Below are 17,573 nucleotides of genomic sequence, written 5' to 3' on the forward strand. Positions count from 1 at the left end.
GAGAAAGGAAACCTCCGGGTGGCAATGGATCACGCCCGCGTGGCGAAGGACGTCCTGACGTACGTCGGTGGCGCCGACAACATCAACGCAGCAGCGCACTGCGCAACGCGTCTGCGTCTTGTCCTCAATGACATGGACAAGGTCGACCAGAAGGCTCTCGACAAGGATCCCGACCTCAAGGGCACCTTCATCGCGGGCGGCATGTTCCAGATCATTGTCGGACCCGGAGACGTCGACCTCGTCTTCTCCGAGATGATCCGAACCGGAGGGGTCAAGGAGGTCTCCAAGGACGAGGCCAAGGAGCAGGCCGCCAAGGGCGGCAACCCGCTATCCCGCTTCATCAAGACCATCGCGGACATCTTCGTTCCGATTCTTCCCGCCCTCATCGCCGGCGGTCTCATGATGGCCCTCAACAACGTCCTGACCGCCCAGGGCCTCTTCGGTGACCAGGCGCTGACGGAGCGCTGGGGCTGGCTCAAGGACTACGCGGCCCTCATCAACATGATCTCGGCGTCGGCCTTCGCCTTCCTGCCGGTGCTCGTGGGCTACTCGGCGACCAAGCGCTTCGGCGGCAACGTCTATCTCGGCGCTGCTATGGGCGCGGCCATGGTCTCAACATCGTTGTTGTCCGCCTACAGCATGTCCGACCCGGAGGCGGCGGCGAAGTTCTGGGAGTACACCGGGGAGTCGTCGACCTGGTCCCTGTTCGGACTGGAAGTAGCCAAGATCGGCTACCAGGCCATGGTCATCCCGGTGCTGTGCGTGGCTTGGATCCTGTCCGTGGTGGAGAAGTGGCTTCACAAGCGGTTGTCCGGGACCGCTGACTTCCTGCTGACGCCGCTGTTCACCATGCTGGTGACCGGGTTCCTCACCTTCATCGTCGTCGGACCGCTCACCCGCGAGCTGTCGATCTGGATCACGGACGGACTGGACTGGCTGTACAACACGGCGGGTCCCGTGGGTGGTTTCCTCTTCGGCATCGTCTACTCTCCGATCGTGGTCACCGGTCTTCACCAGTCCTTCCCGGCGGTGGAGCTGCCGCTCATCGCTGACAAGGCCAGTACCGGTGGGTCCTTCATCTTCCCGATCGCCTCCATGGCCAATGTCGCTCAGGGTGCCGTGGCTCTGGCCGTGTTCCTCAAGACCCGCGACGCCAAGATGAAGGGGCTCGCAGGAGCCGGTGGTGTTTCCGCGCTCTTCGGTATCACCGAGCCCGCCATCTTCGGTGTCAATCTCCGACTGCGCTGGCCCTTCTTCATCGGAATGGGGGCAGCCGGTATCGGAGGCATCCTGGTGTCCCTGCTCGACCTGCGCACGCACTCCCTGGGGGCTGCGGGAATGGTGGGCTTCGTGTCGATGCGGACAACGGACATCCCCAAGTACCTCGCCGTGGAGGTGTTCACCATCATCATTGCCTTCGCCGCCGCCTACGCCTACGCCTCAACCCGCGGTAAGGCCTCCCTGGCCGGCGATGACGTCGACGCCGATGAGGCCGCCCTGGAGGCCGAGGCCATGGCCGAGCACGCCGAGACCGTCGAGCTGCCCGCTGAGGCCACTGAGGACTTCACCGTCACCGCTCCGATCCAGGGACGTGCGATCCCGCTGTCCGAGGTGGAGGACCAGACCTTCGCCTCAGGCATGCTCGGTCCGGGCATGGCCATTGCACCCGCCGAGGGGCCGGTCGTCTCCCCGGTCGACGGCGAGGTCCTCGTGGCCTTCCCGACCGGTCACGCCTACGGCCTACGATCCGCCAGTGGAGTCGAGCTGCTCATTCACGTTGGCATGGACACCGTCCAGCTCGAGGGCAAGCACTTCAGCCCCAAGGTCAAGGCCGGCGACAAGGTTCTGCGGGGCATGCCGCTGGTGGACGTCGACTGGGCCGCCGTCGGAGCCGCCGGCTACCAGACCGTCACCCCGATCGTCGTTTCCAACGCCCAGGGCTACGAGGGGATCGAGGAGCACGGTGCTGGAACGATTCACCGAGGTGATGCGCTCTTCGACGTCGTGCGCAAGGCCGATGACCCCGGTGCCGACACAACGGATGTTCAGGCCGACGCCGCTCAGGCCAAAGCCTGATCCAGTCAAGGATCGTCCGTGATTCGGATGCTCGTGGGCCCCGACCTGGATGGTCGGGGCCCACGAGCATCGTCAACGGATCACTAGGCGGTACGGCCGGGCAGCAGCTTCACCGGCATGGGGGAGGGGGCCTGCAGGTCCTCCACCCCGGGACCACCCGAGTGCGTGCTCTGCGCGGAGACAGCGGTGGCCGAGTCGATCCGCTTCAGGAGCAGGTCGACTGCTGCCCGTGCCAGTTTGGTGATGGGTTGCTGGATCGTGGTCAGCGCCGGCAGGGCATGCCGCATGGCGACCGTCCCGTCGAAGCCGATCACCTTGAAGTCGTCCGGAATCCGCAGGTCGCGCTCGGCAGCCCACTCCATCACCTGCGCGGCAGCCAGATCGTCGGTCGCGAAGACCGCGTCAATGTCGTCGACCACGAGGTCGAGCCGTTCGCGGATGAGACGGGGGCGCTCACTGTTGGGGGTGTTGAAGTCGACGGTCAAGACCACCGGCTCGATCCCCGCCTGCTGGAGCACCTGGCGGTACCCCTTCTCCCTCAGGTTGTGGATTCCAGTGCGAGACGTCAGCAGGGCCGGACGACGCGCCCCCCGTTTGAGCAGGTGCTCGGCGGCGAGCCGACCGCCGGCCTCGTTGTCGCAGCGGACATTGGGGACGATGGGGGAGAGGTCCCGATCCACACTGACCAAGGGCAGGTGAATCGAGCTGTAGTCGGCAAGACCGTCATTGTGGGCGCTGGAGATGATGCCATCGACCCGGTGGGAGACGAGCAGGTCGAGGTACTCGCGCTCCCGATCCGCCTTGCCCATCGAGTTGCAGACGAAGGTCCGGTAGCCGCGCTCTGCGAGGAAGTCCTCGACATGCTCGGTCAGCTCGCCGAAGAAGGGCAGGGCGACGGTGGGGACGATCAGCCCGATTGAATGCGTCGACTTGCCGTGCAATGCTCGGGCGATCTGATTGGGGCGGTAGTTGAGCTGAGCGATCGCCTCAGCCACCCGCTCCCGTGTCTCTTGGGAGAGGTAGCCGCGGTTGTTGAGTACGCGGGAGACTGTCGTCAGCGAGACGCCTGCAGCCTGGGCGACATCGGCCAGTGTGGGTTCGCGGTGTGACTCCACGAGTGGGTCCTCGAGCTCCTTCAGTCGGTCACGGTGAGTGCGATCTGCTGCCAAGCATATGCCTCGAGGGGGTCATTACCCAACTGACCTGCGTAAACGTGAGTGGAAGTGTTACGAGCCGGGCAGGATTTCGGCGTAGAAGGAGATCATGGCGCGAGCCATCCGGGCGTGTCCGGCGTCGTCGGGGTGGATCTGGTCGATGGCCAGGCGGTCCTCGTCACCGTCGATGGCCGTGCTCAAGGCATCGGTGGAGGTCAGACCCAGGGACGTGGCCTTCTCGTGCACGAGACGGCGGATGGCCTGGAAACGCGGACCGACCTCCAGGGAGGGGAAGTAGGGGGCGATGATGACCGGCGCGCCCCGCAGGCGTGTGGAGATGAAGCTGAGGTCATGGTCGATCGCCTGCTCGACCAGCTCACGCTGAGAGGGGAGGAAGGCGGCATCGTTCAGGCCCAGGCTGATCGTGACGATGTCGGGCTCGCAACGCAGGACCGCTTCCAGCCAGGTGGTGTCACGGCACGACGGTGAGCGTTGCCCGCCGGGCAGGTGGCCCCCACGTCGTGCGAAGAAGCCCAGGCCGTCCGCCGCCAGGTTCACTTCCCGCCACCGCTGATGCTCACACACGAGCGAGGTCCAGCGATTACGAGGATGGCTCAGGGCTCGCCAACCGGTGGTGATGGAGTCACCGAGGAAGACAGCAGTGGGGAAGTGGTCGGAGTGCGGAATCGTGGACACGGCTACCGACTGTAGTTCTCCATGCCGGGAGGAGCCAGCGCTGCTCAGCGGTCATCGCGTGAACCGCTCTGGCCCTCGCTGTCCTTGGGTGCGTCCTGTTCGGTCAGGACACCGTCGTGCATCGCCAGGACCCGATCGCATACGGGAAGCAGCCGCTCGTCATGAGTGACCATCACCGTGGCCTTGCCCAGCTCGTGGGTCTGGTCCGCAAGCAGATGAGCGACGTCCTGAGCCCGTCGGGTGTCCAGGGAGGCGGTGGGCTCATCGGCCAGGATGATGTCCGGGTCGTGGTAGAGCGCCACCGCGATGGCGGCGCGCTGACGCTCGCCCCCGGAGAGCTCCGAGGGGTAGGCGTGGGCGCGCTTCGTGATGCCGAGTGAGTCCAGCAGATGGTCCCGTCGGTCGGTGTCGCCCTGCGTTCGTGCCGCTCGGTCGTGCAGGCTGAACTGGTCGTTGAGCCTGAGGAAGGGAACCAGCCCCGAGGCCTGGAGGACGAGGCCGATGCGCCGAAGTCGGAGCCTGGCCCGCTGCTTCTCCGGCAGGCTGGAGAAGGGCTGACCGGAGATCGTCACGGTGCCACTCGAGGGAGTGCGCAGGCCGCCCATGATGCTCAGGAGCGTGGACTTCCCGGAGCCTGAGGGGCCCAGGATCCCCACCAGCTCGCCAGCGCGCAGCGTGAGGTCCGTGCTGCGCAGGGCGTGAACGGTCTCATCGCCCTGACGGTAGTCGCGGGTCACCGTCTCCAGGGACATGACCGGGGTTGCCGCTCCACTTGCTGCTGGTGATGCGGTCATGAGATGGCCTCCACGGGATCGATGCGGGAGATGACCCGGACGGAGATGAAGCCTCCGATGACGGAGATGGCGATGAATGCCGTGACGATGAGCAGGTCCAGGACGGCGGAGATTCTGAAGGGCACGGCGCGGGGGAGGACCAGGGACGTCGCCATCGTCAGAAGCAGGCCGATGCCGATGCCGGTAACCGACAGCACGAGGGTCTGGGCGCATCCGGAGCGGATGAGGTAGCCGGTGGGGACGCCGCGGGCTTTGAGGATGCCCAGGACCGGTCTCTTCTGCAGCGTCAGCACGTAGATGAAGATGCCCAGCACTGTGGAGGCGATGATGATGAGTGAGCCGATCATGAGGCTGAAGGTGAGGACCTGGGCTGAGTAGCCGGGGAGCGTGCGAACGAGCTCCTCGGTGGTGAGGATCGTCAGTCCTGCGTCCTTGGCGGACTGTGTGGCCTTGCTGTCGGTGGTCAGGTCTGAGGTGAAGACGACGGCGGAGACGGCTGGGGACAGGCTGGTGGGGCCGTGCTGGCGCAACGCCCGGCTGTCCATGGTCACCACGGGAGCCGCCTGGAAGGTGGTGTCATGGGTGAATCCGACAACGGTCCAGTCGTGGTCAGAGCCCAGCAGTCGAATCGTGTCACCAACCGCGAGTCCCTTGGCCTTCAGCGAGTCGTCGACGAGGACTTCGCTATCGGGGGTGGAGATCGTCCGCCCGTCGGCCACAGGCGGACTGAGCTGTCCGTCCAGATCGATTCCGAAGGCGAAGACGTCCTCACGCAGCGCCTCACCGTCCTCGTCCTTGACGTCTGGTGCCTGGGCAACAGCGGCCGTGCTCATCAGGGCGGAGGCTGTGGTTCCGTTGTCCTTGGCCAGGGCCGTGGCCGCTTCCAGCTGCTTGTCGCTCAGACGGGAGGCGGAGAGGTTCTCGTTGGAGGTGTCCGTGACGGCGACGCTGGCGGTGTTCCAGCCGTCGATGCCGGCGCGGTAACGGTGGGCGAGGCCCACAGCCAAGGAGGCCAAGAAAAATGTGAGGTAGGCCACCAGGGTGATGACAGAGATGATGAGCGTGAAGCGCACGGGTTCGTGGCGGATCTCGCGCAGCGCGAGGAACATGGGGCTCCCTGAGGGATAGTCGGCAGCGGGCCAGCTGGCGCACTCCGTGAAGGCTACATGCCGCGAGAGGTTCGCAAGGTCGAGGGTTCGGGGTAGCGCTCGCCTTAGGGGTGGCGACCAGGCAGGACGCCGCCCAGTTCCTACCGCGTGTCGCGGGAGAGTGTCGCTCCTGCAAGAATGACATAATGTGCATTATCGGCGTACGACGACTGGGGTGGATTGATTCCAAAATGGTCCTTCCCTTAGGGCTGCGGCTCTGCTCTGGATACTGACGACTGTATTTCTTCCTCCACCGCAGTCTGCTGCCCCCGAACTGTATAAGAAATAATACAGGCTCAGTTGTGTCGCGATGATGGCTTCTTACATACACTGGACAGGTCGGAAGTTCCGACATTCTTATGTGTAGGTGGAGAAGCCATGCCTGATCCTTCGAACCTCTCGAGTTCTACCTCTGACCCTGCCCCGGTGGCCATTTCGCCTGCTTCGCAGAAATCGACAGATGTCACGTCCGAGCCAGAATTGCCGTCCCAGAGAGTGACGAAATCGAAAATACGCAGAATTATCACAGTGGTCATCGTTGCTGTCATCGCAGTGGGAGGTGGCACCTACGCAATCTATGCACATTTCTATCAGCGAGGTGCGTCGTCTCCCGAGGCAGTCATCGACTCTATATCTCGTGCGATTCCAAGTAAAGACATTACCACTGTGTTTAAGATGCTCTCACCTGGTGAGGTTGACACTATCTCTGAGTCTGCGGATGCTGTCAAAAATGCTGGAAGCGGTAAGAGTAAGAGTAAGGTGGGAGGGCGATCGGCAGGACCTGACTCACTGTTTTCCGCTGAAGCAATCAACCAGTATCTGGATGCTATCAGCGTCACATCCTCGACTATGACCTATGATGTGGATCATAAATCTGACGATCTGGCTGTCGTTAAGATTTCTTCCTGGAAGCTGAACGTTGATGTCGGACAGAATCTTGCGTCCACGTTGCGGACTCGGTACCAAAAATTCAAAGGTTCGTCGCTGAGTCGTGATGAGGGTCGTTACTTTGATGACTTAGATTTCTCTGGCGCTAAATTTAAAGGGGATGTCGCCAAAAGCCTTTCTGATAGTTTCCCGCTTGAAATTGTCGTGGTTCGGGAGTCGGGAAGATGGTATGCATCGCCTTTGATGACCTTAGCCCAGTGGTCATATCGAAACCGAGTCAAGCTCAACTCCGAGATAGACGCTCCTGACTACTTGGCGAATTTCAATGAGGCGGAAGGGGCTAAGACTGCTCAACAGGCCGTTGAGCAGTTGACTGAGGCGGTCTTGAGCGCGCGCCGTCCTAGTGATCTCCTGAAGCCTGAGGTGACTAATCTCATCGCACTTCCGGAAAGACGTCTTGCCATGGTGTATGGACCAACCCTCATAGACGATGACAGTCGCTACTCAGAGCCTTTATCGAGGCGAGTACGTATTGACTGGTCGCTGGAATCATCTGATATCGGTGATAGCAGGACGGTAGTGCGACCGGGCAATTCTAAAATTGTTCTCGACTCTGGCGATGAGAACAATGAGGTGACGCTAGAGTTTAAGGGCGGAGAAGTTGACGTGACTACTTCTGCCGATCAGAACAACACCGGCTCTGCCGACTTCGCTCGCGAGCTTGCCAATCCGGAACGTCTTGGTGTTGTGGTTGACAGTGTTGAAGGGACCTGGCATGTCTCGACGTCGAAAACTATCGTCAATATTTTCAGTCTCAAGCCCTCGAAAGGTGCACTAGATGGTCTTTCTAGGACTCTTAGCGATCTTGGTGTTGATTCGGATGATGCGAATGATCTGTCTGAGGCGATCACTAGTTCAGTGGCTGTTGCCGTGCCAGTGCTTGTCGTCGCTGATGTTGCGGATCAACTTCAGGGATTAGAATGGAGAAGGGACCACTACGCTTCTGTATCGAACGACATGTACTTCAGTCAATGTGATGACGGAGATATGGAGGCTTGTGACGCACTTTACCTGGCGTCTCCGTCAGGAACGTACGCTGAATCCTTTGGGAAGAGATGTGGAGACAGGGACTACGCGATGACCTATGGAGGCCAGTGCAAGTCCACTTACGGCCGCCGTTACTGAGGCGGAGAGGTAGAATCCCAGTTCATGAATGGCGATTTTGGTAGTTTTCTGAGTTCTAATGCGGAGGCGGCACGTACCTACCGAATCCGTCCGGCGACGATGTCGGACTCCCCCGCGATCCGCCGGATCCGTAACGCCGCCGTGCGGGAGTCTCTGGCCATCTGGACCAGTATCGAGCAGGACCACGCCGAGGCCGAGGCCTGGCTGGCCCCCATGGTGCAGCGCGGAACGGCTCTCGTCGCTCACGTCAGCGGTAGGCCGCAGGACGTCGTCGGCTTCGCGGTGGCCGGTCCCTGGCACTCCTACGAGGGCTACGCCCGCACCGTTGAGGACTCGATCTACCTTTGCCCTGCGGCGCAGGGCAAAGGTCTTGGTGCCAGGCTCCTCGCCGCCCTCATCGAGGCCTCACGGCGGGCCGGGGACCGCACGATGATCGCTCTCATCGAGGCGGGTCACGCGACCTCGGTGCGCCTGCACGAGCGCTATGGTTTCACCACTGTCGGCACTGTCCCGCAGGCCGGCGAGAAGCATGGTCAGATCCTCGACCTGACCCTCATGAGCCGTTGCCTGAAAGGACCCACCATGTGCTGTGACCAGATCAAGCCCGCCGACAGCGACAGCCACCGACGGGTCGATGCCGACCAGTCCATCGAGCTTCAGCCCGAGGAACCCGCCGTCCTCCAGTGGCAGGTCAGCACCACCGATGACCTTGTGGCGCACCTGCTGAGCCTTGTCGGCACACCCCAGGGACGGCCGGCGATCATCGCCGTCGACGGGAGGGGCGGATCGGGCAAGACCACGCTCACCACGGCGCTGGCCGCAGCCGTCCCCGGCGCGCAAGCCTTTCACCTGGACGACCTCATCTGGAACGAGCCGCTCTATGACTGGGACCAGCTGTACGTCGACACCCTGACTCAGCTGCGTCGGGCCGGCAGCCTCGACCTGGTCCCGGACAAGTGGCGCGAGCACGGCCGTGAGGGCTCCATCCGGATCCCAGCCGGCTCTCCCCTGGTCCTCGTCGAGGGGACCGGGGCGGGTCTGGCCGCAGTGCGCAGCCTCATTGACGCGCACGTATGGGTTCAGACCGGTGACGACGTGGCCGAGCGCCGCGGCATCAAGCGGGACATCGCTGAGGGAGTCAACGGCGACGCCGAGGAGTCGGTGCGTTTCTGGCACTGGTGGATGGCCGGCGAGCGCCTCTTCTTCGCCAAGGACCGTCCCTGGCGGCGCGCAGACGTCATCGTCTCCGGTGACGCCCCCACCGGTGTAAGCCCAGGAGAGATCGCCTGGACTCCGGGGCCGCTCCTGGCCGGCTGAAGCCCGACTCTTCGCCGCTCAGGGCGGGGCCGTCAGTCCCCCAGCGCGGTCCCCACGGCGCGAGCGGCCTGGATCCACTCGTGGTTGGCCGGAACGAACTTGGTACGTCCGGCCACCTCCTTGAGCGGCACCAGCTCCGTGCCGTGACCGCGGTCGGCGACCATGACTCCGAAGTGGCCCTCCGCAATCGCGTTGGCTCCGGCCACGCCCAGGCGCGTGCCCAGGAGACGATCCGCTCCGCAGGGCGAGCCGCCGCGCTGGACGTATCCCAGGATGGACACGCGCGCCTCCAGCCCGGTCAGGCTCTCCAGCTGCTCGGCCAGGGTGAAGGTGTTGGCGCGGTGGGAGGCCTCCAGGCGTTTGACGCCACGCTTGGCCATCGCCTTGCGCTCGGGACTTGATGCGTCCTTGACCAGGGCGCGGGCGTGCTCCAGCTCGGCGTGATCCGTCACTGACAGCGCCCCCTCGGCCACGGCCACCACGGAGAAGGACGACCCGTGGGAGCGGCGCCGCTCAATCTTGTCCGCGATCGCGTCCACCGAGTACGGAATCTCCGGCAGCAGAATGACATCCGCCCCACCTGCGATGCCGGCGCCCAGGGCCAGCCAGCCGGCTCGGTGCCCCATGATCTCGGTGAGGATGATGCGGTGGTGGGAGTGCGCCGTCGAGTGCAGGCGGTCCACGGCCTGGGTGGCGATCTCCAAAGCCGTGGCGAAGCCGAAGGAGGAGTCGGTGTGGACGATGTCGTTGTCGATGGTCTTGGGCAGGTGGATGACGTTGAGACCCGCATCCATGAGGCGTTTGGCGTTCTTCGCGGTCCCGCCCCCGCCGAGGCAGACGAGGGCGTCGATCCCGTCCTTCTCGCAGTTGTCCACGATGGTGGGCACCATGTCCCGGGGCTCGCCGTCCACCATCATCCGATGTACCTTGTCCCGGCTGGTTCCCAGCATGGTTCCGCCGGTAGTGAGGATCCCGGACAGGGCGGCGGGGTCGAGCTCAGTGAAGCGGTTCTCGGCCAGGCCGCGCATGCCGTCCCGGAAGCCGATGAGCTCCCAGCCGTGCTGCTGGATCGCCGCCTTTCCGAAACCTCGGATCGCCGCGTTGAGTCCCGGGGCGTCGCCGCCCGCCGTGAGAATGCCGATGCGCTGAGCCATGAAGCCAAGTATGCCGGTCCCTGCTGGTCCGCACAGGCGCTAACTGAAACGGATCGACGACGCCGCGTTAGACGCCAACCGGTATCATCATTACCCTGATCGCGTCGATGACGGGGAACCCAGTGGGAACCCAACGGGAACACTGCACCTTCCTTCGGCGTTGACGCACCGGTGCCCTGGAGGTTGCGCGGTAGCCGCATGCTCCGTCAGAACCGGGACACGACGAGAGACGAGCCACAAGGAGACCACAAGCATGGCAGACCGCGCACTGCGAGGCATGACCATTGGCGCGAAGTCGATGGAGTCGGAGGACGGCGTCGAGTTCGCCGAGCGGATGATCGTCAGCTACGAGTGCCCGATGGCGCACGTCACCAGGATCCCGATGTCCACCGAGGCCGAGGTGCCTCCTACCTGGGAGTGCCCCGAGTGCGGCCAGCTCGCCGCCCGGCGCGGCGAGGACGAGCCCGAGCCCGACGAGCCCAAGAAGACCCCGCGCACCCACTGGGACATGCTCCTGGAGCGCCGCAAGGTCGACGAGCTCGAAGTTCTCCTCAACGAGCGCCTCGAGGCGCTGCGCAGCGGCGAGGTCTACCGCGAGCGGGTCAGCGGCTGAAAAAGCCGTCAGGAGCGCTTCGGTCGCGATGAGCTCGTCGGGCGCTGCTGCTGGTACCCGGCAGCGGCCCGACGGCGCTTGTCGCGGGCGGCGCGCAGCCTGCTCCCGGCGACCTTGGCCGCATCGAGCAGCTGGCCGGAGCGCTTGGCCACACCCCAGCGGGTCACCAGGGACAGCTCCTCGGTGAAGATGCCCCCCGAGAGCTTGGACTGCCCGGCCTCCCGCTCCAGGAAGGTGATCGGCATCTCCACGATGCGTCCGCCGATCTCGTCAACCAGCTTGGTCATGTTGACCTGGAACCCGTAGCCGAGAGCCTCGACCTTCCCGAGGTCCATGCGGCGCAGGATCGAGGCACGGAAGACCCGGAAGCCCGCGGTGGCGTCCTTGACGCGCAGCCCCAGCATGGCGTTGATGTAGAGGTTCCCGGCCTTGGACAGGGCCACGCGCTTGGCGTCCCAGCCCTCGGTGGCGCCGCCGGAGACCCACCGCGAGCCGATGACGAGGTCCGGCTCGTCGGCCATCTCGGCGCGCTGGATGAGCAGGGCCAGGTCCTCGGCGCGGTGGGAGCCGTCGGCATCCATCTCCACGATGAGCTCGTAGCTGGCGGCCAGTGCCCAGGAGAACCCGGCGAGGTAGGCCGGGCCCAGCCCGTTCTTCTCCGAGCGGTGCAGGACATGGATGTGGGAGTCCTCGTCGGCACGGGTATCGGCGTAGTCGCCGGTGCCGTCGGGAGAACCGTCGTCGACGACGAGAATGTCCGCCTCAGGAGCGTGCTCGCGGACCCGGTCCAGTGCCGTGGGCAGGGACTCGATCTCGTTGTAGGTGGGGATGACGACGAGTGCCTTCACTTCTGTCTCCAAGGTTGGGGTCGTGTGGCGCCGAGGCTAGTGGCGGCGCCCTGAGATTATCTGAGATCAGCGACGACGCCGGCGATCCCCGGCGGCAGCCGCTGCCTTCCGCCCTGAGCGCAGCCGGCTCAGGATACCGGCTCCCACCAGTAGCCCTGCACTCGCGAGGAGGATGATGCCGGGGGCGGCACCGAGCCGGTCGGCGACGGTTTGCGAGCTGCGCAGCGGAACATTGGCCACGAGGCTCGCCTGGGTGTAGGGCCGGGTGACCTGCTCGACCTCACCGCGGGGGTTGATGATCGCGGTATAGCCGACGGTGGAGGCCTGGATGACGCTGCGGCCATGGACCACCGCCTGGACACGGCCCTGGGCGAGCTGCTGGGCGGCCTCCCCGGAGTCGAGGAAGGAGGCGTTGTTCGTCGGGATGATGATCGCCTGCCCGCCCTGTTCGACGCCGGTGCGCAGGGCGTCGTCGTAGGCGACCTCGAAGCAGATGCCCATGGCGAAGGTGACGTCCCGGCCCTGGGTAACGGCCGGAACCGTCAGGGTGCTGGGACCGGTGCCGGGCAGCATGTCGATGCCGACCCGGTCGACCTGGGTGGTCAGGCGCCGTACCAGAGAACGGGAGGGGATGTACTCCGCGAAGGGCACGGGCCGGTGCTTGCGGTAGTAGGGATGAGCCGTCTTGCCAGAGACGTCTCCGGGATTCCAGATGAGGACGTCGTTGTAGCGGATGTCGCCGACAACAGGAACCGCGCCCACGAGCACCGGCGCCTGGACCGCCTGGGCGGCCTCATCGACAATGCTCGCCGAGGCCGGGTAGTCGCGAGGGTCCAGGTCCGCGGAGTTCTCCGGCCAGATGACCATGTCGAGGCTGCCGGGGCCCACGTCGGCGGCCAGCTGCTTGGTCGCCTTGGCGTGGTTACCGGTCACCTCCAGGGCCCGGTTGAAGGCGTCCTCGAAGTCGGTGGCCACATTGCCCTGGACGGCTCCGACTCGGACGGTGCCGTTTTCAGCGCGCGTCTCCAGTGGCAGCGTCCGCGGCGCAATGAGCACAGCCGCTGCAATTGCTGCGCAGACGAGGACCGGCATCGCGCGGCGCTCATAGATGGAGCGAGCTGCATGGGCGAGGCATGCGGCCGCCAGTGCCACCAGCAGCCCCACCCCGGCGCTGCCAAGATAGGCCGCCGCCGGCAGGACGGGGGCATCCGCCATGGCGAATGCCAGGCGCCCGAAGGGGAAACCTCCCAGCGGCCACACCGAGCGCAGCTCCTCCATCCCGGACCACAGCACGGCGAAGCAGAGCACACTGGCCGCTCCGGCCGGCACATGCCGCGTGAACCGACTTTGCCGGGCAGTCCCCTGGAGCAGTGGCAGGCGGCTCACCAGGGACCAGGCCCCGCCGAGTGCGGCCAGGTAGAGGGACTCGAAGAGCGTCAGCGCGATCCAGCCGATCGGGTTGCCCATGCCCACCATCGTGAAGTGCAGCAGAGGAGTGAACAGGCCGAAGCCGTAGAGCAGTCCCAGACCGGTGCCCGCCCAGAAGCGGCGTCCGCGGATGAGGAGCATGAAGGTCCCGACCCCGATGAGGGCCGACCACCACAGGTTCATCGGGGGGAAGGCGGTGTAGGTGGCCAGCCCCGCCAGCAGCGCCACCACCGCCGGGGTTGATCGGCGAAGCCAGCCGGGGGACCGAGAGAGCATCCGGGAGGGCATCCGAGAGGGCACTGTCACGCGGTGAAGCATACGGCTATGTTGATAGTTAACCTTTGTGACGGCGGGCCAGAGCGTGATGCACGGGCTGCCAGGCCAGGGCCAGCACGGTGCCGATGACGGCTCCGATGAGGCAGGACATGGCTGTTCCGGTGATCCAGGACAGGACCGGGTTGTGGGTGAGTTCCTCGGCCCACTCGATGGCGTGGTGCAGCGGGTGGAAACCGACCTTGGCGAGGTTGGCCGCCAGGATATGACCGCCGACCCACAGCATCGCCACGGTCCCGATGATTCCGATGCCGTGGAAGAGGAGCGGCGCAGACCTCACGATCGCGCGGCCCATCGAGCGGATGGCGCCGGTGCGGCCCTGTCCGGCCAGGTGCGCGCCGGCGTCGTCGAGCTTGATGAGAGCCGCCACCAGGCCGTAGACGGCGAAGGTGATGAGCAGGGCGATGAGGACTAGCACGATGATGCGCCGCATGGAGGACTCCCCCTCCACCTCGGCCAGGGCCAGCAGCATGATCTCGGTGGACAGGACGAAGTCCGTGGTGATGGCCTGACGGATGATCTGGGCCTCGTCGACCGGGCCGGTCTCCTCCTTGGCGTGAGCAGCGCCGCCGAAGCGCTCCAGGATCTTCTCCCCACCCTCGAAGCACAGGTAGGCGCCGCCGATGACGAGCGCCACCGGCAGGAGCCACGGCGCCACGGCCGTCAGCAGCAGGCCGATCGGCAGGATGATGAGGAGCTTGTTGCGCAGCGAGCCCAGTGTGATCTTCTTGATGATCGGCAGCTCCCGGTCCGGGGTGATGCCGGTGACGTACTGGGGTGTGGTGGCGACGTCGTCGACGGCGGCCGCCGAGACCTTCGCCGAGGTCTTGACGGCCATGGAGGCCGTGTCGTCAACGGTGGACAGCGTCAGCTTGGCGAGCGTGGCGATGTCGTCGAGAAGGGCGAAGAAGCCTGACATAGGGGCATGAGTCCTGTCGTCCGGAGTATCGGCTGGAACGAGAGTACTAGCCGCCGCGTCACACGGCCGACCAGCTCACCACTCCCCTATTGAGATCCAGGGAGGCCTCGGCGGCGCGCATCGACAGGTCGGTGACCGCCCTGGCCTGCTCGGGGGTGGCATCCGGTGGCGGTGAGAGGCTCGCGATCTGCCCGACGACGTCGAGCAGCTGCTTGCACCAGCGCACGAAGTCCCCCGCCGTCAGCTCCGTGGCGTCCAGGATGTCCGCCAGCTGCGCGCCGTCGCACCAGGCCTGGACGGCCCCTGCCAGTGCCGGCTCCGCGCCCGAGGAGGCCTCGATGCGGGCCAGGGACTCCAGGTCGTGGATTCGGTGTGAGACCCCCAGCTGTGCGCGCAGGCACTGGCCGAGCCTGGAGCCGGGCGCCACGGGCAGCCCGATCGACTGTGCGCTCAGTCGCGGCTCGTAGACGCAGGCGCTCAGTGCCCCGGCCAGCTCCGCGGCGCTGAGGTCCTCGAAGACTCCCGTGCGCAGGCACTCGGCGATGAGCAGGTCCCGCTCGGCGTAGATCCGGGCCAGCACCTTGCCGGCACCGGTGACCCGCAGCTCACGCTCCGGGTGGCCCCGGTCCACCGGGCGCAGGTAGCCCAGGTCGAGCAGCACCTCGCAGACGGCATCGAAGAGGCGGGCAATGGTGCCGGTGCGGGTCTCAATGCGCCGTTGGAGGCGCTCGGCCTCGGCCCGGGCCCTAGACCACTTGCGGCCCACCCGGGCGTGCTCCTCCCGGTCGGGGCAACCGTGGCAGGGGTGGGAGCGCATCTCGTGGCGCAGGCGCTCAAGGTTCTCGATCGCGCTGTCGCGGCGGGCCTGGGCGCGGCCGGAGCGGGTGCGTGTGCGCTTACCGCTCCCTTCCAGGTCCCCGGCACGCAGTGCGTCGACCAGACGCTGAACGAGCCGGTCCCGGTCCCGGGGCCGGTGCGGGTCCACCGAGTCCGCCACCCGCAGCGCGCCCACGCGGATCACTCCGTCCGGTGCCGTGTCCGGGGTCAGGGCGACGACTCGCGCATCCTCCCCCAGCACCGTGATGGTGGGGGTCCCGGTCCGGTCGGCACCGACCTCCAGGACGATGCCGTGGCGGCGGCGTCGCCCCTTGCGGAAGACGATGACGTCTCCGCGTCCCAGTGAGCTCATGGTCCGTCCCGTCTCGCTGCGGCGCGCCGCGGACTTGTCCCGCGACAGGTCCGCCTCGGCGTCGGCAATGGCCTGGCGCAGGGAGGCGTACTCGCGGAAGTCGCCCAGACGGCACGTCATGTCCTTCTCCAGGCCCTCCAGGCTGCGGCGCTTGCGGCGAGCCTGAGCGGCCAGCTCCACGACGCCACGGTCGGCCTGGAACTGGGCGAAGGACTGCTCGAGCACCTCACGCACCCGCATCCGCGGCATGCGCTCAAGCAGGTTGACGGCCATGTTGTAGGTCGGGCGGAAGGCGGAGACCAGCGGGTAGGTGCGCCGGGAGGCCAGCGAGGAGACCGTGGCCGGCTCGACGTCGTCGGCTGCCAGCACGACGGCGTGGCCCTCCACGTCGATGCCACGTCGCCCGGCCCGCCCCGTCAGCTGGGTGTACTCCCCCGGGCTGAGGGTGACGTGGGCCGAGCCGTTCCACTTGCGCAGCGACTCCAGGACCACGGTGCGGGCGGGCATGTTGATCCCCAGTGCCAGGGTCTCGGTGGCGTAGACGACCTTGACCAGGCCCGCGCTGAAGAGCTCCTCCACCGTCTCCTTGAACACCGGCAGCAGCCCCGCGTGATGGGCCGCGACACCGCGCTCCAAGGCGTGGGCCCAGAAGTGGAAACCGAGGACCCCCAGGTCGCCGGAGGGGATGTCAGCGGTGCGCCGCTCGATGACCTCCCGGATTCGGGCCGCCTCGGCCTCGGTAGTCAGGTCCACCCCGGCGCTGACCACCTGGTGGACGGCCTGCTCACAGCCCGCCCGAGAGAAGACGAAGACAATCGCGGGCAGCAGGCGCGCCCCCTCCAGAGCCGTGACCACCTGAAGTCGCGAAGGCGGCTTCAACCTGGCCGTGCGGGCTCCCCCCTCGCCGCGGCGAGGCGCCCGGCCCCCTCGGGCGGAGCGCTTCCAGGGCTGCGGCCCTCGGGCCGAACCGCCACCGCGGCCACGGTAGCTGTTCTTGGAAGCGCCGCCGGAGGCGGCGGCACGCCGGGCCTGCTTGACGGCCTTGAGCAGCTCGGGGTTGAGCGGGGGCTGCCCCGTCTGCTCCGCCTGCCGCTCTGGCTCAGTCTGCTCGGACTGGTCGAGCTGGTCGGACTGCTCAGGTACCTCCGCGGGGTGGGAGTACAACGGCAGCAGCCGGCGTCCGACCATCATGTGCTGAGTCAGCGGGACGGGGCGCTCCTCGGAGACGACGACGGCGGTCCTGCCGCGTACCTGGCCGAGCCAGTCGCCGAACTCCTCGGCGTTGGAGACCGTGGCGGACAGGGAGATCACCTGGACCTCGGTGGGCAGATGGATGATGACCTCCTCCCACACCGGCCCGCGGAAGCGGTCAGCCAGGTAGTGGACCTCGTCCATGACCACGAAGCCCAGCCGGTCCAGGTCACGCGAGCCCGAGTACAGCATGTTGCGCAACACCTCGGTGGTCATGACCACCACGTCCGCGTGAGGGTTGACGGAGGTGTCACCGGTCAGCAGCCCCACCCGCTCCTGACCGTGCCGGGCCACGAGGTCCAGATACTTCTGGTTGCTCAGCGCCTTGATGGGGGCGGTGTAGAAGGTCTTGAGCCTCCGGGCCAGGCCCAGGTGCACGGCGAACTCCCCCACCACTGTCTTGCCGGCGCCCGTCGGAGCCGCGACCAGCACGCCCTCTCCCCGCTCGACGGCGCCGCAGGCCTCCTCCTGGAAGGGATCGAGGGGGAAGTCGTAGCCCTGGGCAAAACGGGCGAGCTCACTGCTGGAGGCGGCCTGTCGACGTCGAGATGCGGCATAGCGCTCGGCTGGTGAGCTCATG

Annotated in this window: 13 protein-coding genes; 4 read left to right on the forward strand and 9 right to left on the reverse strand. The window is 66.0% G+C overall.

The window, feature by feature from the left end:
* Positions 1-24: 24 nt before the first annotated feature.
* Entirely contained in the window at positions 25-2,076 is a 2,052-nt protein-coding gene (locus JJJ14_RS06335; RefSeq protein ID WP_185989579.1) for a sucrose-specific PTS transporter subunit IIBC, read from the forward strand.
* Positions 2,077-2,159: 83 nt separating this feature from the next.
* Here the strand turns inward: JJJ14_RS06335 and JJJ14_RS06340 are convergent, their stop codons facing one another.
* The 4 genes from JJJ14_RS06340 to JJJ14_RS06355 form a co-directional block, all read right to left on the reverse strand.
* Positions 2,160-3,191 (reverse strand): LacI family DNA-binding transcriptional regulator, encoded by a 1,032-nt coding sequence (locus tag JJJ14_RS06340; protein WP_201444998.1) that lies wholly within the window; start codon positions 3,189-3,191, stop codon positions 2,160-2,162.
* A 111-nt stretch (positions 3,192-3,302) separates the two neighbouring features.
* On the reverse strand, positions 3,303-3,926 hold the full coding sequence (locus tag JJJ14_RS06345; RefSeq protein WP_004564910.1) for an SGNH/GDSL hydrolase family protein: 624 nt from the start codon (positions 3,924-3,926) through the stop codon (positions 3,303-3,305).
* Between the two features lie 44 nt (positions 3,927-3,970).
* Complete coding sequence (locus JJJ14_RS06350; protein WP_236592929.1) at positions 3,971-4,720, reverse strand: ABC transporter ATP-binding protein; 750 nt, start codon at positions 4,718-4,720, stop codon at positions 3,971-3,973.
* A complete protein-coding gene (locus JJJ14_RS06355; protein ID WP_201444999.1) occupies positions 4,717-5,829 on the reverse strand; it encodes an ABC transporter permease in 1,113 nt (370 codons plus the stop codon). The genes JJJ14_RS06350 and JJJ14_RS06355 overlap by 4 nt, the downstream gene beginning before the upstream one ends.
* Positions 5,830-6,396: 567 nt before the next feature.
* Here JJJ14_RS06355 and JJJ14_RS06360 point away from each other — a divergent pair.
* Together JJJ14_RS06360 and JJJ14_RS06365 are read left to right on the forward strand one after the other, a co-directional pair.
* Positions 6,397-7,941 (forward strand): hypothetical protein, encoded by a 1,545-nt coding sequence (locus JJJ14_RS06360; RefSeq protein ID WP_201445000.1) that lies wholly within the window; start codon positions 6,397-6,399, stop codon positions 7,939-7,941.
* A 24-nt stretch (positions 7,942-7,965) separates the two neighbouring features.
* Positions 7,966-9,258 (forward strand): GNAT family N-acetyltransferase, encoded by a 1,293-nt coding sequence (locus JJJ14_RS06365; RefSeq protein WP_201445001.1) that lies wholly within the window; start codon positions 7,966-7,968, stop codon positions 9,256-9,258.
* Between the two features lie 32 nt (positions 9,259-9,290).
* Here JJJ14_RS06365 and JJJ14_RS06370 read toward each other — a convergent pair whose 3' ends face one another.
* Positions 9,291-10,412: a 6-phosphofructokinase gene (locus JJJ14_RS06370; protein WP_201445002.1), complete on the reverse strand. Its 1,122-nt coding sequence runs from the start codon at positions 10,410-10,412 to the stop codon at positions 9,291-9,293.
* A 253-nt stretch (positions 10,413-10,665) separates the two neighbouring features.
* On the opposite strand from JJJ14_RS06370, the gene JJJ14_RS06375 reads away from it, so the two are divergent.
* Positions 10,666-11,025, forward strand: a complete 360-nt coding sequence (locus tag JJJ14_RS06375) for an RNA polymerase-binding protein RbpA (protein WP_010615210.1) — start codon at positions 10,666-10,668, stop codon at positions 11,023-11,025.
* An 8-nt stretch (positions 11,026-11,033) separates the two neighbouring features.
* Here JJJ14_RS06375 and JJJ14_RS06380 read toward each other — a convergent pair whose 3' ends face one another.
* From JJJ14_RS06380 to JJJ14_RS06395, 4 genes are all read right to left on the reverse strand, one after another.
* Positions 11,034-11,873: a polyprenol monophosphomannose synthase gene (locus tag JJJ14_RS06380; protein ID WP_201445003.1), complete on the reverse strand. Its 840-nt coding sequence runs from the start codon at positions 11,871-11,873 to the stop codon at positions 11,034-11,036.
* Between the two features lie 66 nt (positions 11,874-11,939).
* Positions 11,940-13,577, reverse strand: a complete 1,638-nt coding sequence (gene lnt / locus JJJ14_RS06385) for an apolipoprotein N-acyltransferase (protein WP_201445098.1) — start codon at positions 13,575-13,577, stop codon at positions 11,940-11,942.
* A 58-nt stretch (positions 13,578-13,635) separates the two neighbouring features.
* A complete protein-coding gene (locus tag JJJ14_RS06390) occupies positions 13,636-14,553 on the reverse strand; it encodes a DUF808 domain-containing protein (protein ID WP_201445004.1) in 918 nt (305 codons plus the stop codon).
* A gap of 58 nt (positions 14,554-14,611) precedes the next feature.
* Positions 14,612-17,572, reverse strand: a complete 2,961-nt coding sequence (locus JJJ14_RS06395; protein ID WP_201445005.1) for a DEAD/DEAH box helicase — start codon at positions 17,570-17,572, stop codon at positions 14,612-14,614.
* Position 17,573 lies beyond the last annotated feature (1 nt).

The sequence above is a fragment of the Actinomyces sp. HMT 175 genome (assembly GCF_016694895.1).
Lineage (GTDB): Bacteria > Actinomycetota > Actinomycetes > Actinomycetales > Actinomycetaceae > Actinomyces > Actinomyces oris.